Origin of the sequence: Rummeliibacillus sp. NPDC094406 (assembly GCF_044763875.1) — a bacterium.
Classification (GTDB): domain Bacteria; phylum Bacillota; class Bacilli; order Bacillales_A; family Planococcaceae; genus Rummeliibacillus.
Window position 1 is genome coordinate 620,470 of sequence record NZ_JBIWGZ010000003.1, and the last position, 20,286, is coordinate 640,755.

Below are 20,286 nucleotides of genomic sequence, written 5' to 3' on the forward strand. Positions count from 1 at the left end.
GAAGGCATCGTCAGCAATCAACTGTAGTAAGGCATTTGTTCGATGAATTTTTTTGTATCTTTATCTCCATATTCATGAATAAGTGCATAGACCTTCTTTAAACGCTTATCCACTTCATCATTTTGCTGGTCAAAATGGTATGGAACTGCCGGAATTTGCGCTCTCACTATACTGTTGTCGTCCCAACTTTTCATTTGTGCAAAGAGCTGATCAAATACTGTTAGCATTCCTGGATCTATATTTATATGAAATTCCCATGGAGCATGATTCGGTGAAAAATTATAATACTTATGCATTACTGAAACATATACATCTACATTGGACATGTACATTCTCCTTTTTTATTAGCTATGTTAATGAATACTGTTGATAATATTATCCAAAGTACCAACTCACAAACCGCATGAGTATTCTTACGTTATCTAATACATTTAAAAGCGGAACTCGCCCTTTAAGCTTTATCTTGCCCGAAAAGCTGACGTGTGAAGCTGGGCACGGTTTATTCTCGAGCAATGCGAGCGGCGTGTTGGCACAATAGTTCATCTTTCATATTCCAATTTAACAACGCTTTTTTTATTTATTAGTTTAGTTTTTAGGAGGAATATTATACAAAAAAACATCAGATAGTTCATAGGAACAATCTGATGTCATTGGAGTTGTAAAGTCATGTCAATTTAATTCGATAGCTTGTGGAGGCATTTCGATTAAACTTGTACGTCAATCACGGATCCTTTGTATGGATGTGTAGCTTGTGGTTGTTCAGGCATTTGATCTAATAACTGAACAGCAGCAGTCGTATTCATGTTCAATGCATTTTGTAAAATGCTCATTTGAACCGTTTGTTGAAGTTCCGATAGCTGCGTAGCCATAATGGAATTCAAATCCATTCGTATCACTCCTTTACAACCCTATTATCGGGTGAAAATTGCTTGTTATTAATATTTTTGAATCAATTTCATAAATCCATTTTCGTTTTTTATATACGAGCGTTTCAACATATTAACTTTTCAATATTCAGATGTGGCTGTTCCGCTACAGACGGCGCTTTCCACAGGCTTAGCTTCAATCTCTTCGACACTACGATTAGGGCACTGAAAAGTATTAAATGCAAATTGATAGTATTAATCTACTTTTTCATGATGTGGAATTAGCTTCGCTTTCCGCGGGAGTCTTCGCTAATTCCACATCAACCCATATAGCTATACAAGATTTTCAATAAATTTTCATCTATTTCTACTTTTCCACTGCCTTTACTACGTTCCTACGGGGCTTTTCCAGTAGGACTATGAATGAACCTCACTGAATTAACATCGCATGAACAAAATGGGCAATCATTTAGTGTATATGAATTTTGCATTATGAAATTAATTCATTTTATTTAAAATTTCCCATTTCATCACTATTAGCTCTCTTCCACTACGAATTTCTCGAGCCCCTGTATCAACAAATCCTATTTTTTCATACAGATTTCTCGCACTATCATTAAATAGATAAACCGTTAGATAAATAGTCGTAATATATGGAAAGTGTTCATTTAAATAAGTAGGCAAAAATTGCAAGGCTTTTTTGGCGTAACCTTTACGTTGATGCATCGCACTTGTAGAAAACGCACGTAACAAAATTGTATCACCCGTTGTACTATATGGAGCGACTCCTTCCTTTTCATGTAAAACGAAAAAGGTTACAATTTCTCCATCATCCTCGAAAACTACCGGATGTCGTGAAGCATCATCATTACATATCGATAAGCTATCAAGTGGCATCATTGTTAAAGAATGTTGTTCTTCGTGTAATTTATAGTGTTGTAACTTTGGGAAATCATATTTTGAATAAGGTCTTAATACCATTTTAATCACCCCTCTTAAATGCTCGTATATTTTTTATGAATTTTGCATTATGAAATTAATTTACATAACTCTTATTAAGTTACATTTCATTCGGTGCCTTAATACCAAGTATCCTTAAGCCTTCCCCTAAGACAATTGCGACACAAGATGCTAATGCGAGTTTTGCATTTTGAGCTGGTGATTCATCTATTATTTTTGTATTTGCATAGTATTTGTTAAATTGATGCGATAATTCCAAACAGTATTTCGCTATTTGTGATGGATCAGCATTTTCAAATGACTTCACAATAATCGTTGGGAAATCTTTTAAAGTTACAATGGTTGACCATGCTTTTTCATTCAATCCATTTAATTCAATATTTTCTTTATGACAGAACCCACCTTTTTTCAATAAAGAGGAAATTCTTGCATGAGTATATTGAACATAGGGGCCAGTTTCTCCTTCAAAATTCAACATATCTTCTAATGAAAAATCGATATCATGCATACGATCGTTCTTTAAATCATTAAAAACCACTGCACCAATTCCTATCATTTTCGCTATTTCTTCTTTATTTGCAATGCTTGGATTTTTTTCTTCAATATTCTTTTTTGCCACATCAATAGCTTCTACAAGTACTTCTTCTAGCAAAACAATTTTCCCTTTTCTAGTTGACATCTTCTTGCCGTTCTTTAGCATCATTCCAAATGGGATATGTTGAAGTCCATTAGCCCATTCATGTCCCATCTTCTGAAGCACCAAAAATAATTGTGTAAAATGGAGGGACTGTTCATTTCCTACTACATAAAATGATTTCGTAGAACCGTATGTTTCATGACGATATATCGCAGCTGCCAAATCTCGAGTAACGTACAATGTTGTGCCGTCTTTTTTCATGATTAAACTAGGTGGCATGTTCTCTAATTCAACAACTAATGCACCTTTAGATTCGACGAGTAGTTGCTTTTCCTTTAATTCTTCTACAATGTTTTCCATCTTGTCATTATAAAAAGCTTCACCAGCGTTTGAATCAAATGAAATTCCTATTAAGTCATAAACCTTTTGAAACTCTTTTAGCGAAGCTTCTCTAAACCATTGCCATAGCTGTAAAGCCTCTTCATCACCTTGTTCTAAACGTTTAAAAGCTGCTCTAGCTTCATCATTTAGCTTATCATCCAATTCAGCTTCTTCATGAAATTTTACATAAATTTTTAATAGTTCTTTAACAGGAGACAGTTCAATTCTTGTTGGATCTCCCCATAATTTATAGGCAACAATGAGCTTTCCAAATTGCGTACCCCAGTCTCCTAAATGGTTTATCTTAATCACTTCGTATCCATTCTTTTTTGAAATATTAGCCAATGCATTACCTATAACAGTTGAACGTAAATGCCCCATTGAAAATGGTTTAGCGATATTAGGTGATGAGAAATCAATGGTAATGCTTTCGTTTGTCGATATTTGATCTCCATATGTTGTTTGTTCTTTTATAATCGTTTCTATAACATTTTTCGTGATTATTTCTTTGTTTAAAAAAATATTGACATAACCACCTACAGCTTGAGTTTGCTGAATCAATTGATCATCCAACTGACTAGCTATTTCACTTGCTATTTGATCGGGCGCTTTTCTAAATATTTTGGATAGTGTAAAACACGGAAAAGCCATATCGCCTAGATGTGCATGTTTAGGCTTTTCTAAAAGTGCTATTATGTTCTCACTTTCTATTTCGTGGTTAATAACGTTTTGTATAACCTTTGCTATTATCTGTTTTTCATTTATCATCTTAGTTCCCTCCCCAATAAAAAAGCCCCCGTCTCTATATTAAGAGACGAGAGCATAAATTCCCGTGGTACCACTCTAGTTGCCACATTTGTGACCGCTCACTATTGTTAACGAGGTGTCTCCCCGAGCTTTTCTACTGATTTCAAAAAGTTTCTCCAAAGTGCGTTTCATTTACAAGATCTGTATTAGGCTCACACTATCCCTAACTCGCTTGACATCCCTTTATAAACTACTCTCTTTTTCTTAGAATTTACATTATGAATTTCCATTATCATACATTGAATATTTAGAAAAATCAATATTTTTATCTAAAAATATTCTTAAGAAATTAAAACAATCCATCGATCATGCTATTTCCTGTAAAGTAGCCTTATCTAGCTATTGGTATATGTGAGCTTGATTATTATACTTTTCCACTTAATTGTATGAATCAATAAACTCCCTGATAATCGGCAAATCAGGCGGACTGATATTTGGTGGTAATTGTTGCATATCAAAAAATTGTAATGCTTGTACTTCCTCTTGATCTATCTGCAATACTCCTGAAAAATCTGTACAAATATATGTAGAAATGACATTGTAAACTTCATCACCATGTGGATACTGATAATAGAATTCTTCTCCTGAAAAAACCTTAAATAAGGTTAATGCTTTAGCCGCTAGTCCTGTTTCTTCAAACAATTCTCTTTTTGCCGCTTCTTCCAACTTCTCACCAGGTTCCAATGCTCCTCCAGCCAATCCCCAACAATTATTATCTTGTCTTAATTGCATTAATAGCCTATTTTCCTTATCCAATACAATAACATTTGCACCAGCAAGAATCAGTGGACGGCTTCCTACTAGCTTTCTTAGTTCCTTGACGTATCCCATATATATACCTCTTATTTTCTTTTACTTTACCGACTTTTATTTCGACATTTTATTTAATATTTCCTTCATTTCAGCTCAATAAAAATTGCTCTAATTTGAGGTGAATGCCCATGCAAACAATAATCAAAGAAATTAATATTGTTGAGTTCATCTACCGTATATACTTCATTATTCATATATGAAAAATTCTAAGACTAGGGTCCTTAAGTGAGTTTGAATAAATGAAATGATATAAGGAAAATTTTTATTTCCACCTAAATAGTGATGGTTTACGTTTTCTCCGCTATCCAAATAGTCCATCTGTCTTCTTCAACTATTGATTCATCATCTTTTATTTTTAATTGACTATTAATATATACGACCAATTCATGGAGAATTGAAGTGCGGAAGCCACAATTGACGAACTGCAGCTATATGCTCATACAAAAACTCATTTCATTTTTCCATCCGTAGAAACGGTGAAAAATTATCTAAACTTATAACAATTTTATTGATGCTTTCCACCTCCATTTTTAACCAAAAACACTACTAATTTCACACTTTCTTCACAACTGTATTATTTTTAAGTTTGAATATTTTGTTACAGCATATTTGTCATTAGAAATCCTAGATAAGTAGATATGAATAACCGATCGTAAATATAATGATATTTAACAAAAAAAGGATAGTATATTATAAATATCCATTGATAAACGGCTAGTTAACACTGTTCATATAGTGTTAACTATGAATATATCAATATCGACACAATATGACCACAATTTCGTGACACTTTGTACTAATTTCGCTCTTTCAAAAAAAGAAACAGGTCGTATACTGTAAGGGAAGTTAAAAATCATTGGATTTTACTTAGGAGGAAGTTCATATGGAAATTTTAGATTTAGCTCGAATTCAGTATGCAATAACCACTATTTTCCACTTCTTCTTCGTTCCAGTTTCAATTAGCATGATTTTCTTTGTTGCAATCTTTGAAACCATGTATGTGTGGAAGAAGAAAAAAATATATTTAGACATGGCTCTATTTTGGGGAAAAATATTCTTACTATCTTTTGCAATTGGTGTTGTAACTGGTATTTTACAAGAATTCCAATTTGGGATGAACTGGTCTGAATACTCTCGATTTATGGGAGATGTATTCGGTGCACCACTTGCTGTAGAAGCTTTACTTGCTTTCTTTATGGAATCTACATTCATCGGTATTTGGATGTTTGGTCGAAATAAACTACCTAAATGGGTTATTGCTTTATCCGCTTGGCTTGTAGCATTAGGAACAATGTTATCAGCACTTTGGATATTAGCTGCAAACTCTTTTATGCAAGAACCAGTTGGATTTAAAATTGAAAATGGGAAAGCTGTTTTAACAGACTTTATGGCATTATTAACGAACCCACAATTGCTAGTAGAATTCCCACATACAATTTTTGGTGCGCTTGCAACCGGTGGATTTATTATAGGTGGTATTAGCGCTTATAACTTACTGAAAAAACGAAATACTGAATTTTTCAAAAAATCATTTAACTACTCAATGGTTGTTGCTTGTATTGCTGGCTTTGGTATCATGTTTTCAGGCCATGATCAAGCACAACATTTAATGGAATCTCAACCAATGAAAATGGCTGCTTCCGAAGCACTATGGAATGACTCAGGCGATCCTGCAGCTTGGACATTATTAGCAGATATCGATACAAAAAATAAAGAAAATAAATGGGAAGTTAATATTCCTTACTTATTAAGCTATCTAGCTTATAGTGAATTTGATGGTTCTGTTGAAGGTATGAAAACGCTTCAAGCAAAATACGAAAAGCTCTATGGAGATAACGTCAACTACATTCCTCCAGTCAAAACCGTATTTTGGAGTTTCCGTATTATGGCTGGGTTCGGTGGCTTAATGGTTCTTCTTTCATTATTAGGTTTATGGTTCGCAAATCGCGGAACAATTGCAAACCAAAAATGGTTCTTACGCTTAATGATTGGAGCAATTGCAGTACCTTTTATCGCAAACACTACAGGATGGATTATGACTGAAATTGGTCGTCAACCATGGACTGTATTCGGTTATTACACAACTGCTCAATCTGTTTCACCAAACGTTTCAAAAGGACAACTCTTATTCTCAACCATATCATTTAGTTCGGCATATGTTATCCTTGCTGTTGTCATGATTATGATGGTCGTTAGAGTAGCAAAACAAGGCCCGGATGCCATTCTTAAGAAAAAATTAGATACTAAAGTAGATTTGATGGACAAGGAGGCGTTTGAAGAATGAGTTTAGAAGCATTATGGTTCGTACTAATCGCAGTTCTCTTTGTCGGATTCTTCTTCCTAGAAGGATTTGACTTTGGGGTTGGTATGGCAACACGCTTACTTGCTAGAAACAAACATGAACGTGAACAATTACTCGGAACAATTGGACCTTTCTGGGACGCTAACGAGGTATGGCTCATTACAGCAGGTGGTGCGCTCTTTGCAGCATTTCCTAACTGGTACGCTACCATGTTCTCTGGATATTACACATTATTCGTCATCCTTTTACTTGTATTAATCGCCCGTGGAGTAGGAATCGAATTTAGTCATCATGCCAAAACTGATAAAGGAGTAAACCTCTGCCATTGGTTAACCTTTATCGGAAGCCTTGTAGCACCTTTCTTACTAGGTATGCTATTTACTAGTCTTGTACATGGTATGCCGATTGATGGCGACATGCACCTATTTGGTTCATTCTCTGATTTCGTGAATGTTTACTCATTGGTTGGTGGACTTGCAATTGTACTACTTGCACTTGTACACGGATTAACATTTATCGGTTTACGCACAACTGGTGATGTTCATAAAAGAGCAATCTCTCTGTTAAATAAAGTGTATATCCTATTATTTGTAGGTGAAGTTATCTTTGCAGTATTGTCTTACTTCCAAACAGATCTATTTGATGTACGTCCAATCGCAACACCAGTATTATTAGGATTAACAGTCCTAGCAACTGTTTTAGGCATGTTATTTGCAAATAAGGGCCGTGAAGGTTTCGCCTTTACATTCTCAGGTCTTGCTATAGCTTTTGTCGTAGCAATGCTGTTTATCGGATTGTTCCCACGTGTCATGATTAGCTCAATTGATCCATCCTTTAACTTAACGATTGAAAATGCAGCAAGTGGACATTACACATTAACCGTGATGACAAAAGTAGCTTGTACATTACTTCCATTCGTATTAGGTTATCAAATTTGGAGCTACTATGTATTCCGTAAACGTATTAGCCCTAAGAAATAGGTGACATAAATGATTGACAAAGCGCTATTTAAACTTAGTGGAATAAAAGGAACTCTTGTGTTCTTATTCGTGATGGCTACTCTCCTAGGTACCTTCACTATCCTCCAAGCGATTTATTTAGCGACGACAATTACAAACTTATTCCATAAGGAGCAGCTGGCTGATCAGCTGCTCCCTATGTTATTATTTTTTGTTTGCTTCGTTGCGAAACATATCGTGATCTACTTTAGAGAAAAATATATGTCATATTTTTCAATGAAAACAGGCTCTGATTTACGAAAACAACTAACAGCTAAATTATTTAATCTCGGCCCTAACATTACCGCAACAGAAGGTACAGGAAATATGGTGACAATGGCATTAGAAGGCATTTCAAACGTTGAACAATACATGAAATTATTTCTGCCAAAAGTAATGAATATGTTTGTCATTCCAGTCATGATTTTCTTCTATTCTTTAACAATCGATATTAGATCCGCTCTTATTCTCTTGCTCGTTCTCCCTATATTAATCTTCTTCTTAATTCTTCTAGGTATTGCAGCAAGAGCAAAGGCAGATAAACAATATGAATCTTATCAAGTATTGTCCAATCACTTTGTGGATTCACTTCGTGGTTTACAAACTTTACGCTTTTTAGGATTAAGTAAAAAATACGATCGTAATATTCGCAATGTCAGTGAGCAATATCGTAAAGCTACAATGGGAACATTAGCAGTGGCTTTCTTATCAACATTTGCTCTAGAATTCTTCACAAGTATTTCGATTGCAATTGTTGCATTATTTTTAGGTTTAGGGTTAATCAAAGGATCACTCGTGTTATTGCCATCGTTAATCATTTTAATATTGGCACCAGAATATTTCGCACCAATTCGTGAATTTGGTTCAGATTATCACGCAACATTGGATGGAAAAAACGCATTTACAGCCATTTCAGCTATATTAAATCGACCATCTTCTAAAGAAGACACTTCATCCATTTCAACATGGGGTGGACATTCCACTGTCATGATTAAAAACATGACTGTTCAACATGAAGGATCAAACAAGCCTTCATTGAATCAAGTATCATTTAACTTAAAAGGCAATCAAAGAGTAGGGATTATAGGAGCAAGTGGTTCTGGTAAATCTACTTTCATCAATGCATTAAGTGGCTTTGCAGAAGCGAATAGTGCCGAAATTCAAATAAATGGGAAGTCCGTCCATTCATTTGCAAATGTAGATTGGCAAAAACAAATTTACTACGTTCCGCAACACCCTTATTTGTTTCATGATACCGTTCGTAATAATGTCGCCTTTTATACAAAGGATGCCACAGATGAGCAAATTAAGAAGGCATGTGAACGTGCTGGTTTAACAGAAGTAATTGATTCACTACCAAATGGATATGATGAAATCATCGGTGAAACTGGCCGAGCTTTAAGTGGTGGACAAGAACAACGTATAGCACTTGCAAGGGCTTTCCTAGACGATTCTCGTAAAATTTTACTATTTGATGAACCAACAGCCCATTTAGATATTGAGACCGAATGGGAAATCAAACAACGTATGCTTCCGTTATTTGAAAATCGATTAATTTTCTTTGCAACACATCGTCTTCACTGGATGATAAATATGGACGTGATTCTTGTTATGCATAACGGTGAAATTGTAGAACAAGGAACACACGAGGAACTCCTTGCAAAACAAGGCTACTACTATGAATTAGTTCATCAACAAACGCATGGAACGGAGGAGTAGCATGATGGCACCAAAACAATCAAACATCTTCAAACATGCATGGGTAAAACCTTATTTACAACAAAACAAAAAACTACTTTTGCTCGTTTTTTTATTAGGAACAATGACATTTATTTGTGCAAGTGCATTAATGTTTACTTCAGGTTATTTGATTTCAAAATCAGCTACTCACCCTGAAAATATTTTATTAGTATATGTACCGATCGTGCTTGTGCGTACTTTTGGTATTTTCCGTCCTGTATTTAACTATGCTGAGCAACTAACTGGCCATTCATTTGTCTTAAAAATTCTTTCAAAAATGCGTGTCCGTTTATATCAAAAATTGGAAACGCAGGCTTTAACACTTTCTAATCGCTTTTCAACTGGGAATTTACTTGGGGTTTTAGCAGATGATATAGAACATTTACAAAATTTATATTTAAAAACTATCTTTCCTAGTATCTTTGCTTTCATTTTATACATCATTGCAGTTGTCGCTTTAGGTTTCTTCTCCATTCCGTTTGCATTACTGATGGCTTTACTATTATTTGTACTAGTGGTGATTATTCCACTTGTATCTTTATTAGCAAACCGCAAACGAATGATTCAAATGAAATCACTTCGAGGCGAATTATATGCGTCCCTTACTGATGCAGTCATGGGATTAAGTGATTGGAAGATCAGTGGTAAACAACAAACATTTTTAACAGCATATGAAAATATTGAGCAGCAACAAGATGCATTGGAATATGAAATGGATTCTTTAAATCGTCGACGTAATTTATTATTTCAAATAGTCGTTGCTGTTGTGACTTTAGTGATGATTGCCTTTGCTGGAACAAGTGCGAATGCAGGAGAATTCGCACATATCTGGATTGCAGCATTCGTGTTGGTTGTATTCCCATTAGCAGAAGCTTTTGCACCGGTTTCTGATGCTGTTAGTCACTTGCCAAATTATGATACCTCTTTAAAAAGATTAGATGCGATTGAAGAAGCTAGCCCTGAAAGCTTACCATCTGCAAAAGAGCAAGTAATGAAATTGAAAAATCAACCTTTAACGATCACATTTAATGATGTTTCTTTTAAATATGACGCAACAAAGCAAAATGTTTTACAACAAATTACCTTACAGTTCCAACAAGGCGAAAAGATTGCTATCTTAGGTAAAACCGGATCGGGTAAAAGTACATTAGCCAGATTAATTTTAGGTGCTCTAACTCCAACAGAAGGCTCCGTTCGATTGAATGAACATGATACTGCTCTGATTCATGAAGATATTGCTGATATCGTAGGTGTACTTGAACAAAAGCCTCATTTATTTGATACGACTGTTATGAATAATATTCGTTTAGGCAATGTTCATGCAACAGACGAGGAAGTTATTGAAGCAGCTAAAAAAGTCCAAATGCATCATTACATTGAGTCGCTTCCTGATGGATACAATACTCGAATGCAAGAACTTGGCGAACGTTTCTCCGGTGGCGAGCGACAACGAATTGCATTAGCGCGTGTTTTGCTACAAGATTCACCAATCGTTATTCTTGATGAACCTACAGTTGGCCTCGATTCGATTACTGAAAATCAATTAATTGATACAATTTTGAAGACATTAGAAGGCAAAACAATAATTTGGATTACACACCATTTAGCAGGTGTTGATCAAATGGATCAAGTGATTTTCATTGACCAAGGAATGGTCCATTTAAAAGGTACACATAAAGAATTGCTTTCAAGAAGCACACGTTATAAACGGTTGTATTCTTTAGATCATCCAATGATATAAATAGTAAAAGCTCTCGATTTCTAAAAAATCGGGAGCTTTTTAAGTAGACAATTGTACTAGTACTCCCTAAAAAACCCCTCATATAATAAATTAATAACCAGAAAATTCAGAAAGTGGTGAGGGTACGTGCATCTGTTTACTTATATGTATTTAGCTGGTTTACTGCTTGGGCTAGTTATTGATGCAATTACGTATTTAATTCCAATAAAATTAAGCCACGGTAACCGAATTTCAAGTAATTTTGTATTTGCCATTTTAGTATTTATCGTTAGCCTTTTAGTTGGTGGATTTACAGGAATCGCTATTGGATTTTTTAGTGTTGGTATTTATTCGACTGCCCTACTATTAGGCTTATTTGGCATTAAAGCTTCTTGGAAGAAACTTGTTTACATCGTAATTGTCATACTTGTTACTGGGGTATATTTGGCTTATTTCATATAAAACGGATGGAGATCTTCAAATCAAGATCTCCATTTTTCATGTTATCCATCCTACGGAAAAGGATATACGTATTTTACTGAAAATAAAACCCGGCAATAAATTTCAATTGCCGGGAATCTATATAAAATCTCCCCTGTATATGGTTAATACTTGGAGATATTGCATATAAAAATCATCTCAATTTTATAATGAACTATAGAAAAAAATTTATACTAAATCACTCAAGGAAATGAGGACTCTTAGGCAAAAAAATTTTTTTCGACACCATTTTTTCGAGACTAAATCCACTCATTAATGATACAATATGGTTATCAATACTCCCCAACCTATTACACCAGGTAATAAGTCCGGAGTCTTTTGTAATGAGAAATGTATACACAACTTCACAATATGATCTTCACCTTATACCTCCCTTAAAGCTTGTCTTCCCCTACTTCCCTATTCATGCAAATGAATATTCTATTTAATGCTAAAAATATCGTTTTTTTATTAAAAATATCGTGTTAGATTTCTTTTATAGATCACACTTTGTAAAGTAGTGATTATTTATTCATAATTTTTATACATTTTTTTCATTTACAGTTACCACTTTTATTGTATTCTATAAATAGAATGACAATCTATATTAAGGAGGATTTTTATTGGAAAAGAAAGTTATATTTTTTGAAGTGCAAGGCGGAAACGACAAAGGTCCAGATGGCTATAGAAAAGATACGATGCCTATGGTTCATGCTTTACAACAACGTGGTCAAGATGCGGAAGTGATTTTCTTTGATGTGGCAAAAAAGCAAGAGATTTTAGATTATGTAAAGGAAAATGCCATTGCTTATGTCTCTCGTATTAATCCAGGAAATTTAAAAGACGAATCAGCTTATTTTTCTATGCTACGCCAGCTTTGCGAAGAAGGCATTATCGGTATGCCCCATCCTGATGCGATGATTGGTTACGGAGCGAAGGATGCTTTAGTAAAATTAACAGATACTTCTCTTGTACCTAGTGATACGTATGCTTACTATACAATTGAAGAATTCAAAAAGACTTTTCCAAAATCATTAATGCATGGTATTCGTGTGTTAAAACAAAATCGTGGTTCAACAGGTGAAGGTATTTGGCGTGTCCAATTAATGGACGAGCTAGCACAAGACGCTACAGAAGTTCCTCTAACCGCAAAAATCAAATGCACAGAAGCAAAAGATAATCATGTGGAATATTTTGAATTAGCTACTTTCATGGATTTCTGCGAACAATATATTGTTGGTGATAATGGCATGCTCGTTGATATGCAATTTCTGCCACGTATTAAAGAAGGCGAAATTCGATTATTTATGTTACATGACAAACCAATTAACGTTGTACACAAAAAACCTGCTGATAGCGAAGATGCATTTAGTGCAACATTGTTTTCTGGTGCAAATTATCGATATGATAAGCCCGAAGATTGGAAAGACCTAGTAAATACCTTCCTAAGTCAATTACCTGATGTAATGCAACGTTTAGGTGGCTATGATTTACCACTGATCTGGACGGCAGACTTTATCTTAGATACGGATGAGCTTGGCAATGATCGTTATGTGCTTGGTGAAATGAACTGCTCATGCGTCGGCTTCACATCCGAATTAGAGTTAGCTCATAATGTAGCTGATGAAATCATCTCTAAAATTAATGAAATCATTTTAAAAGCAATCTAGCTTCATCCAACTTAAAATAAATAACGCGAATTCCAGTATTGGAATTCGCGCCCCGATTATTTGTTCATTGCTTTTAAGATAAGGCTTATAATTGCAATTAAAATAACCGCACCTATAAGAGCAGGGAATATATAGAAATCACTTATTTTCGGTCCCCATGTGCCAAATAACATTCCACCAATCCAAGCACCAATGATACCTGCAATAATATTTCCAATTATACCACCTGGTATGTCCTTGCCCAGTATCAGGCCAGCAAACCAACCTAGAATACCTCCTATGATTAAATACCAAATGAAACTAAACATAATGGCATCTTCCTTTCTTTCGGTTCAACTTATCTTGCCACAATATAATAAAAATAAACTATGTATTTTTTATTATTTTCAAAAGAAAGATGTATGTATAAGCATCTACTTTACAGGTACATCAAGCGTAGGAAAATCGACATTGGTATCATTATAATGCCACCATTCCGAGGTAATCGATGTAAAACCAGCTTCTAGCATGATCATAGTTAAAAAGTCCATATTTTGTTGTGCCTTTTTAGAGTTCTTTAGATAACTGCGCCCCGCTTTTTCTGAAAAAGAATCGAACTTTGTTGGCATTTTCAATTCTTTACCTTTATGATCGACAAGTGTAACATCGACACTGACACCTTTACTGTGTTTTGAATCTTCTAATGGATACGCTACATACATATGGTCTTGTATTTTGTACCACATTTCCCACTGAACACGCATTGGTCGGTACGCATCCCAAATCTTAATTTTATAACCTTTTTTATTCGCTAATTTATTTGCTTTTTTTAATTTTTTTGCTGTTGATTTTGTCATCAATGCTTTCGCTTTTTTTGGATATAATCGATACTCCATAAAATTCTTCTTTGTTGCGTATCGCAAGTCAATCACAAAACCATCTTTTTCAGTTAACTCAATTAATCCTGCTTCTTTGTAATTAGCAGGTGCTGATTCTAAATATTTTCCTGGTGACCAGCCAATTTTGTCATTATAACTTATTTTGTACCAACCTTTATAGAATTCAGTTGCTTTAACGAATATTCCTTGATCAATTTGACCAATTTTCGGGTATTTTACACCTGCACCTTTACGAACATTCATCTTCGCTGTTACTTGTAGCGTTTTATCAATTTTTTGAATTGTTGTAGCTTCTGCTGTTGTATATGAAACCATTTCCCTTGCAACTCCTTCCATGTATTGTATTCTTTCAAATTACATACCCTATCAAAAGATTAGTTATTTCTTTTTAAAACCATTCTCCAGTTACCATAATTTACTTGTTTTAAATTATTTTACTTTTATCAGTAAATTGATGCAACTTCAGAATATAGAAATTTATAAGTTCCTTATTATATTTTCTACTAAACTTCCCTTTTTAGCAGCTGTCATGAAACGTTCACAGTTCTTTTCATCCTGTGAGCACTATACTATAACTATCAATGAAATTTCGATAAAATATAGATGAAGGAAATAATGGAGTGAATAAAATGTCAATTGCTTGGACCGCTATTATCCCTGTTGTTATACTCACTGTGGTATTAGCAAGTGTTTTAATCTATTTTGTAGCAAAAAACAATAAAAAAGATTCCCATAAAACAATTGATCCAAAACCAACTCAGAATTTTGACAACTATACCAAGAAAGAAGAGTCGAAGTGAGAAAACTATTTATTTTACCTATTCGCTTCTATCAAAAAGTGATATCACCTCTAAAACCACCAAGTTGTCGGTTCTATCCAACATGCTCCAACTATGGTATTGAAGCAATAGAAAAGCATGGTGCCATAAAAGGTGGATACCTTACAATACGTCGGATTTTACGTTGCCAACCATTTTGTGAAGGTGGCTATGATCCTGTTCCTGAAGAATACCCTCCGAAAAAGAAATAACTTTCGGAGGTTTTTCTATTGTTTTTTTTATAGAAATCTTGTATAGTGAATATTGTTCGAAAAACAAATCGTAATGATTACTATTTATGAGGTGTAATAATGAAAAAAATCTTTTCCATTTTTCTAGTGGCACTGTTAGCTGTTTTTACTTCAGCTTGTGGCGCAAACAAAGAAGCTGGGACATCCAAAGATAATAAAGACAAACTTAAAATTTATACGACTGTATATCCACTTCAATATTTTACAGAACGAATCGGCGGTAACCATGTAGAAGTATCATCCATCTATCCTCCAGGATCAAATGAACATACCTTTGAACCTACACAAAGAGATATGATGAATGTAGCTGATGCAGATTATTTCTTTTATATCGGATTAGGCCTTGAAGGATTCGTTGAAAATGCAAAAAAATCCTTACAAAATGAAAATGTAAAATTCGTCGGAACAGCTGCGAATGTTTCAAAAGATAAATTGGCTGTCAGCACAGTACATGGTGACGACGATGAAGAGCATACTCATGCTACAACCGATCAACATAGTCATGCAAATAACCATGTAGACCCACATGTTTGGATGTCTCCTATTATTAGTCAAGACTTAGCTCTTTCAATTAAAAATGCTCTAGTAAAAGCTCAACCTGAAAACAAAGCAGAGTTCGAGAAAAACTATCAATCACTTGTTAAAGATTTAAAAGACTTAGATGGTGACTTTAAGGCAATGGCTGACAAAGTACCAAACAAAACGTTCTTCGTCTCTCATGCAGCTTTTGGCTATATCGCTGGAACATACGGCCTTAACCAAGTTTCGGTTGCAGGCTTAAATTCACAAGACGAGCCATCTCAAAAAGAGTTAACAAAAATCGTTGACCAAGCGAAAAAAGATCACATTCACTACATCCTATTTGAACAAAACGTAACATCAAATCTTGCAAAAGTAATCCAAAATGATGTAGGCGCACAACCACTAACATTGCACAACTTAAGCGTGCTAACAAACGATGACATTAAGAATAAAGAAGATTACTTTACTTTGATGCATAGAGATATTAAAACGCTTGAGAAAGCTTTGGAGAAATAAGTTCAATGCCCTGCAAATTTGCAGGGCATTTCCTTTTATGTTGACTTGTAAACGACTACAATAAATAATTTGAATTATCCTAAGAAAGCCTTTAACATCCAGACATGTTTTTCTAAACTTTGATAAATGGAATTTAATAAATCCACTGTCATATCATCTTGCTCGTTTGTAGCTTCGGTCATGCCTATTTTTAGATTTCTCATTACTGTTTCAAAATCTTGAATAATTGTTTTTACCATCTGTTCGGCTGTTTCACTACCTACTGCTTCTTTAATTTCTGAAATCTCTAGATGCTCTTTTAAAGTTGCAACAGGTTGTCCGTTTAGAGCTAAAATACGTTCGGCTATATTATCTAAATGCAACGATGCTTCATTATAAAGCTCTTCAAATTTCAGGTGTAGTGTAAAAAACGCTGGACCCTTCACATACCAATGAAAGTTATGTAGTTTCATGTATAAAACAGACCATGAAGCTACAAGTTGGTTTAATTCTTTTTGTAAATTTGACATAAATATACACGCTCCTATTTATTTTAAAGCCACTATACTTTTACTATTCCACAATTCGAAGCGTGCTAAACAAAATGAAAATAAAAATCGCCACTCTTGTCACTCTAAATTTAAACAAATGACATAGTCTATTCTTTCATAAAACTAATTTTTGAATAAACCCATTCATCAACTTACAAATTTTCAAATACTATAATAAAGAAATTAATTATCGAAAAAATTTTTTAGGGAGGCATATGTATTCGATGGCATATATTTTACAAGAAGATTTTAAAATGAACGGTCCATTTAGAGAACAAATGGCAAAAGAATTTGAAGGTCTTGCACGTAGTATCAATGATGAGGAAGGTACCGTTTGGAAGATTTGGACAGAGAATACGGATACAAAAGAAGCTGGTGGTATTTATTTATTTGATAAAAAAAATAACGCAGAAAAGTATCTTGAAATGCACTCCAAACGTCTATCAAGCTTCGGAATCACTCAAATACGAGGCAAAATTTTTGAGATAAATAAAACTCTGACGAATATTAACAACGGTCCAATAAATGTATTAGAGAAATAGCTCTTACAATAGCAAGAGCTATTTTCAAATTAATTAAATACTATTAATAGACATGTGCATATTTTTTGATTAAATAAAAATCTCGAACACCCCAATAAAAATAAGGATCAAACCTGATATTACAGTTGAATACTTTCCAATAAACGTTTTTGAAAGCAGAAGACCAAAATGATCACCTATTGCAAATGTTAAGATTGAAAAGAAACCAATAGAAATCACTGTCCATATAGCTGAAATTCCATTTGCTCCGATGGCTATCCCACTACCTAAACAGTTTATAGATAAAATTAATCCTAACACTAACGCTTCTCTAAAAGTTATGATGTTATTTCGATCTTTATCGATTCCCTCTAAATTTTCTGCCGATGTTGTACAAGAAATCTTATACGATATGATTGTATATAGACCTATGGCACACAGCATAAGATTTCCTACAAAATTGGCTTTGTGCGGTGTGATATAGTCTATAAGTGCACTCCCAATCATTACAGATAAATATGTAACAATCATCGATATTACTGCAATTGTAAAATTTGAACTAAGAGGTACCTTGGTCTTTTTTACACCATAAGCAAGCCCAATTCCTAAATTATCTAAATTTGCAGCGATTCCAATTAAAATAATTGTGATCCAATGCATAAAATCCTCCCTGTATCGATTCAGCTATTCATCTCATCATATGCAGGGGTTCTTTTTTTGCTAAAACCAGTCTTATCTTTGTTTACAATACTCTTTATATTTCTTCCGTTTTAATAGAGTCGGTCACAATTGGTACTCTAACGAATTCATCTGTGCAAAGTCTATCCCCTCCTAGTAAAAAATTCATACCGTTTTTACAGAAATGGTTGCAAAAAAATGGAGAAAAAATATAAGAGGATATGCCCCTATTCACGAGGTGTATCCTCTTCCCTTATTAGTTTGAAATTTCTTCCTTGTTCCTCTTACCTGTTTTACTCTTTTCATACTGATACTTTACAGAAAAAATCGCACTTACCGCAATAAGCACATAAGAAATCTCTATAATTGCACAAAATCGTATAAAGTAGACTATAGTAGGCTGGATTAGGTTCTCTGTAGTAGTGATAAATATTGGAGTATATAAGAACCAAGTAAATAGTGTGAGAAACCATTGAATGTCATGATTTACCTGCGGACTTTCAGAATTAACCATTGTTAAACAAATGTATTGGACTGCCATTAAAAAAAGGATAGCTAACATCATTGCTATACTAATTTTTTGAGTCACTAAAGTTATAACCAGTAAAATTACTTCCCCAGTTACTAGTGCGTATACACTGTTTCTAATTTTGTTTGAGTCATTTCTATTGATAAAACTCCCCCCTAGATAGTTTGCCAATTCTCTGTTTAGGTTTAGCAACACTTACAGTACCCTTGACCAAACACTATTCAACTTTCCCGCTATTATAGATGTATGGGACAAGCATGAAGCATATGACTACTATTTCTCCTAATTCACTATTTTGTATTAATGCACCTAAGAAAACATTCTAAAAGTTAACAAATGCTATACGTATTCATTCTAAAAGATGTTAAGATACTAAATAATCGTTACACGAAAGGTTGATTGATCCACAAATGAATGTAAAAAGTTTTTTGCAACTACCGATTACAAAGGATTTTTTAATTGTTGCAGGGATTCATGGATTATCTAATCCTGTAAATAGCGTTGAAATCCTCGATTTTGAATTTTCACCAGATATTCAAACAGTAAGAGAGACTATTTTTAATCCACATAGTGTTGTATTGAGTAGCTTGTTATTCGCAAGGCAAAAACCTGAATATTTAATAGATACGATTAAAAACCTGATTGAGCTTGGAGTTAGTGCTTTAGCTTATAAACCCGTTATATTTCAGAATTTACCGGATGAAGTGGTTGCCTTCGCAAACGATCAAAACTTCCCCATTTTACAATTTGGAGGGGATGAATTTTTTGAAGATATCATATTAGAGGTAGTTGCTTATACGAAACAACAGGATAAAGCACATAAATTAGAGACTATTATTAAGAAGCTTATTGAAAAGAAAGTTAATGAAGAACAGATACTTTCCTTTCTACAACAAATGAATAAACCTTTCGAAAAGTATGTATTTGCTGCAAATCTTCAAATAGATACAACTGAAAATACTGAATGGATAAATTCTCTTTTTCAGTTAGAGCCATTACTTAAATCAGGCATTATATGTACCTATAAAAAGAGTATTTTTATCTTAATGACTAATACATCTAAGTATTTCCAATTCGAAAAAATTCTAAATGAATGGATGACAATGTATGCTATTCCAAAAGAATCATTTATCATTGGATATAGCCAAGTGCAATGCACGCAAAAGACACTGCATCTTGCAGTTAGAGAAGCTTTCTTTGCACGTATAATGGCTGAAATTAACGTTCAGCCTACTTGCCATTATGAAAAACTTGCAACTGATACTTTACTTATTGAACTCTATCGAGAAAATACCCCATTTGCAATGAAGTTTGTGCACAAGTATCTCGATCCACTTTTAGATGAGAAGGTAGATCCGGATTTAATCCAAACAGCCATTACTTACATCCTGAAAAAAGGAAATATCAAAGAGGTAGCCACTTCACACTTTTGCCATCCGAATACAATTCGATATCGAATGACAAAAATACGCCAGTTAATTGCACCCGTAGATAATGATTTTGTTTTTTATGAACAGTTATCGGCAGCGATTAAATTGCATTTGCTCCATTATCGCATCGAAAAATCTGCTATCGTTTTTGAATAAGTACAAAAATCCACCTAAAAGTTTAGAATTGTATACAAATTTTTGTCTTTTATCTCATGTTATCCTTATGTAAGTTAGGAGGA

Annotated in this window: 20 protein-coding genes and 1 other annotated feature; of the genes, 11 read left to right on the forward strand and 9 right to left on the reverse strand. The window is 34.1% G+C overall.

Annotation, left to right across the window (positions count from 1 at the left end; all coding sequences use genetic code 11):
* Positions 1–17: 17 nt before the first annotated feature.
* The 5 genes from ACIQ4I_RS11355 to ACIQ4I_RS11375 form a co-directional block, all read right to left on the reverse strand.
* Complete coding sequence (locus ACIQ4I_RS11355) at positions 18–326, reverse strand: transposase (RefSeq protein ID WP_403096083.1); 309 nt, start codon at positions 324–326, stop codon at positions 18–20.
* A 378-nt stretch (positions 327–704) separates the two neighbouring features.
* Positions 705–887, reverse strand: coding sequence for a putative motility protein (locus ACIQ4I_RS11360; protein WP_403096084.1), 183 nt, complete (start codon positions 885–887; stop codon positions 705–707).
* 477 nt (positions 888–1,364) lie between these two features.
* The gene (locus ACIQ4I_RS11365) at positions 1,365–1,847 is read right to left on the reverse strand and encodes a GNAT family N-acetyltransferase (protein ID WP_403096085.1); all 483 of its coding nucleotides are present in this window, start codon (positions 1,845–1,847) and stop codon (positions 1,365–1,367) included.
* A gap of 79 nt (positions 1,848–1,926) precedes the next feature.
* Complete coding sequence (gene argS, locus ACIQ4I_RS11370; RefSeq protein WP_403096086.1) at positions 1,927–3,612, reverse strand: arginine--tRNA ligase; 1,686 nt, start codon at positions 3,610–3,612, stop codon at positions 1,927–1,929.
* Positions 3,613–3,651: 39 nt separating this feature from the next.
* Positions 3,652–3,866, reverse strand: a binding site (T-box leader).
* Positions 3,867–4,029: 163 nt separating this feature from the next.
* Entirely contained in the window at positions 4,030–4,482 is a 453-nt protein-coding gene (locus ACIQ4I_RS11375) for an NUDIX hydrolase (RefSeq protein ID WP_403096087.1), read from the reverse strand.
* Between the two features lie 865 nt (positions 4,483–5,347).
* On the opposite strand from ACIQ4I_RS11375, the gene ACIQ4I_RS11380 reads away from it, so the two are divergent.
* The 6 genes from ACIQ4I_RS11380 to ACIQ4I_RS11405 all read left to right on the forward strand — a co-directional run bounded on the left by ACIQ4I_RS11380 (position 5,348) and on the right by ACIQ4I_RS11405 (position 13,374).
* On the forward strand, positions 5,348–6,748 hold the full coding sequence (locus tag ACIQ4I_RS11380; RefSeq protein ID WP_403096088.1) for a cytochrome ubiquinol oxidase subunit I: 1,401 nt from the start codon (positions 5,348–5,350) through the stop codon (positions 6,746–6,748).
* On the forward strand, positions 6,745–7,746 hold the full coding sequence (gene cydB / locus ACIQ4I_RS11385) for a cytochrome d ubiquinol oxidase subunit II (protein ID WP_403096089.1): 1,002 nt from the start codon (positions 6,745–6,747) through the stop codon (positions 7,744–7,746). The genes ACIQ4I_RS11380 and cydB overlap by 4 nt, the downstream gene beginning before the upstream one ends.
* A gap of 12 nt (positions 7,747–7,758) precedes the next feature.
* On the forward strand, positions 7,759–9,483 hold the full coding sequence (gene cydD / locus ACIQ4I_RS11390) for a thiol reductant ABC exporter subunit CydD (protein ID WP_403096139.1): 1,725 nt from the start codon (positions 7,759–7,761) through the stop codon (positions 9,481–9,483).
* 4 nt (positions 9,484–9,487) lie between these two features.
* Complete coding sequence (cydC, locus tag ACIQ4I_RS11395) at positions 9,488–11,245, forward strand: thiol reductant ABC exporter subunit CydC (RefSeq protein WP_403096090.1); 1,758 nt, start codon at positions 9,488–9,490, stop codon at positions 11,243–11,245.
* 126 nt (positions 11,246–11,371) lie between these two features.
* Complete coding sequence (locus ACIQ4I_RS11400) at positions 11,372–11,686, forward strand: hypothetical protein (protein ID WP_403096091.1); 315 nt, start codon at positions 11,372–11,374, stop codon at positions 11,684–11,686.
* A gap of 641 nt (positions 11,687–12,327) precedes the next feature.
* Positions 12,328–13,374, forward strand: a complete 1,047-nt coding sequence (locus ACIQ4I_RS11405; protein ID WP_403096092.1) for a Cj0069 family protein — start codon at positions 12,328–12,330, stop codon at positions 13,372–13,374.
* A 56-nt stretch (positions 13,375–13,430) separates the two neighbouring features.
* Here the strand turns inward: ACIQ4I_RS11405 and ACIQ4I_RS11410 are convergent, their stop codons facing one another.
* On the reverse strand, positions 13,431–13,682 hold the full coding sequence (locus ACIQ4I_RS11410; protein ID WP_403096093.1) for a GlsB/YeaQ/YmgE family stress response membrane protein: 252 nt from the start codon (positions 13,680–13,682) through the stop codon (positions 13,431–13,433).
* A gap of 105 nt (positions 13,683–13,787) precedes the next feature.
* Positions 13,788–14,567 carry a M15 family metallopeptidase gene (locus tag ACIQ4I_RS11415; RefSeq protein ID WP_403096094.1) on the reverse strand — a complete coding sequence of 260 codons (780 nt, stop codon included), beginning with the start codon at positions 14,565–14,567 and terminating at the stop codon, positions 13,788–13,790.
* Positions 14,568–14,881: 314 nt separating this feature from the next.
* Here ACIQ4I_RS11415 and ACIQ4I_RS11420 point away from each other — a divergent pair, with 314 nt between their 5' ends.
* The 3 genes from ACIQ4I_RS11420 to ACIQ4I_RS11430 all read left to right on the forward strand — a co-directional run bounded on the left by ACIQ4I_RS11420 (position 14,882) and on the right by ACIQ4I_RS11430 (position 16,359).
* Positions 14,882–15,052 (forward strand): hypothetical protein, encoded by a 171-nt coding sequence (locus ACIQ4I_RS11420; protein ID WP_403096095.1) that lies wholly within the window; start codon positions 14,882–14,884, stop codon positions 15,050–15,052.
* Entirely contained in the window at positions 15,049–15,282 is a 234-nt protein-coding gene (gene yidD / locus ACIQ4I_RS11425; protein ID WP_403096096.1) for a membrane protein insertion efficiency factor YidD, read from the forward strand. The genes ACIQ4I_RS11420 and yidD overlap by 4 nt, the downstream gene beginning before the upstream one ends.
* Positions 15,283–15,381: 99 nt before the next feature.
* The gene (locus ACIQ4I_RS11430; protein ID WP_403096097.1) at positions 15,382–16,359 is read left to right on the forward strand and encodes a metal ABC transporter solute-binding protein, Zn/Mn family; all 978 of its coding nucleotides are present in this window, start codon (positions 15,382–15,384) and stop codon (positions 16,357–16,359) included.
* A gap of 74 nt (positions 16,360–16,433) precedes the next feature.
* On the opposite strand, the gene ACIQ4I_RS11435 is transcribed toward ACIQ4I_RS11430, so the two are convergent.
* Positions 16,434–16,868: a Dps family protein gene (locus ACIQ4I_RS11435; protein ID WP_403096098.1), complete on the reverse strand. Its 435-nt coding sequence runs from the start codon at positions 16,866–16,868 to the stop codon at positions 16,434–16,436.
* A 245-nt stretch (positions 16,869–17,113) separates the two neighbouring features.
* Between ACIQ4I_RS11435 and ACIQ4I_RS11440 the strand changes: the two genes are divergently transcribed.
* Entirely contained in the window at positions 17,114–17,431 is a 318-nt protein-coding gene (locus tag ACIQ4I_RS11440) for a monooxygenase (protein WP_403096099.1), read from the forward strand.
* A gap of 69 nt (positions 17,432–17,500) precedes the next feature.
* On the opposite strand, the gene ACIQ4I_RS11445 is transcribed toward ACIQ4I_RS11440, so the two are convergent.
* The gene (locus ACIQ4I_RS11445) at positions 17,501–18,070 is read right to left on the reverse strand and encodes a manganese efflux pump MntP (RefSeq protein WP_403096100.1); all 570 of its coding nucleotides are present in this window, start codon (positions 18,068–18,070) and stop codon (positions 17,501–17,503) included.
* Between the two features lie 957 nt (positions 18,071–19,027).
* Between ACIQ4I_RS11445 and ACIQ4I_RS11450 the strand changes: the two genes are divergently transcribed.
* Positions 19,028–20,203, forward strand: a complete 1,176-nt coding sequence (locus ACIQ4I_RS11450) for a PucR family transcriptional regulator (RefSeq protein ID WP_403096101.1) — start codon at positions 19,028–19,030, stop codon at positions 20,201–20,203.
* Positions 20,204–20,286 lie beyond the last annotated feature (83 nt).

Bases quoted from the DNA above. Each gene is read 5' to 3' on its own strand.
- cydC (WP_403096090.1), top strand. From the start codon at position 9,488: ATGGCACCAAAACAATCAAACATCTTCAAACATGCATGGGTAAAACCT.
- ACIQ4I_RS11440 (WP_403096099.1), top strand. From the start codon at position 17,114: ATGGCATATATTTTACAAGAAGATTTTAAAATGAACGGTCCATTTAGA.
- cydB (WP_403096089.1), top strand. From the start codon at position 6,745: ATGAGTTTAGAAGCATTATGGTTCGTACTAATCGCAGTTCTCTTTGTC.
- ACIQ4I_RS11420 (WP_403096095.1), top strand. From the start codon at position 14,882: ATGTCAATTGCTTGGACCGCTATTATCCCTGTTGTTATACTCACTGTG.
- ACIQ4I_RS11410 (WP_403096093.1), bottom strand. From the start codon at position 13,682: ATGTTTAGTTTCATTTGGTATTTAATCATAGGAGGTATTCTAGGTTGG.
- ACIQ4I_RS11430 (WP_403096097.1), top strand. From the start codon at position 15,382: ATGAAAAAAATCTTTTCCATTTTTCTAGTGGCACTGTTAGCTGTTTTT.
- ACIQ4I_RS11435 (WP_403096098.1), bottom strand. From the start codon at position 16,868: ATGTCAAATTTACAAAAAGAATTAAACCAACTTGTAGCTTCATGGTCT.
- ACIQ4I_RS11450 (WP_403096101.1), top strand. From the start codon at position 19,028: ATGAATGTAAAAAGTTTTTTGCAACTACCGATTACAAAGGATTTTTTA.
- ACIQ4I_RS11415 (WP_403096094.1), bottom strand. From the start codon at position 14,567: ATGGTTTCATATACAACAGCAGAAGCTACAACAATTCAAAAAATTGAT.
- ACIQ4I_RS11365 (WP_403096085.1), bottom strand. From the start codon at position 1,847: ATGGTATTAAGACCTTATTCAAAATATGATTTCCCAAAGTTACAACAC.
- argS (WP_403096086.1), bottom strand. From the start codon at position 3,612: ATGATAAATGAAAAACAGATAATAGCAAAGGTTATACAAAACGTTATT.
- ACIQ4I_RS11360 (WP_403096084.1), bottom strand. From the start codon at position 887: ATGGATTTGAATTCCATTATGGCTACGCAGCTATCGGAACTTCAACAA.
- ACIQ4I_RS11375 (WP_403096087.1), bottom strand. From the start codon at position 4,482: ATGGGATACGTCAAGGAACTAAGAAAGCTAGTAGGAAGCCGTCCACTG.
- ACIQ4I_RS11380 (WP_403096088.1), top strand. From the start codon at position 5,348: ATGGAAATTTTAGATTTAGCTCGAATTCAGTATGCAATAACCACTATT.
- ACIQ4I_RS11355 (WP_403096083.1), bottom strand. From the start codon at position 326: ATGTCCAATGTAGATGTATATGTTTCAGTAATGCATAAGTATTATAAT.
- ACIQ4I_RS11445 (WP_403096100.1), bottom strand. From the start codon at position 18,070: ATGCATTGGATCACAATTATTTTAATTGGAATCGCTGCAAATTTAGAT.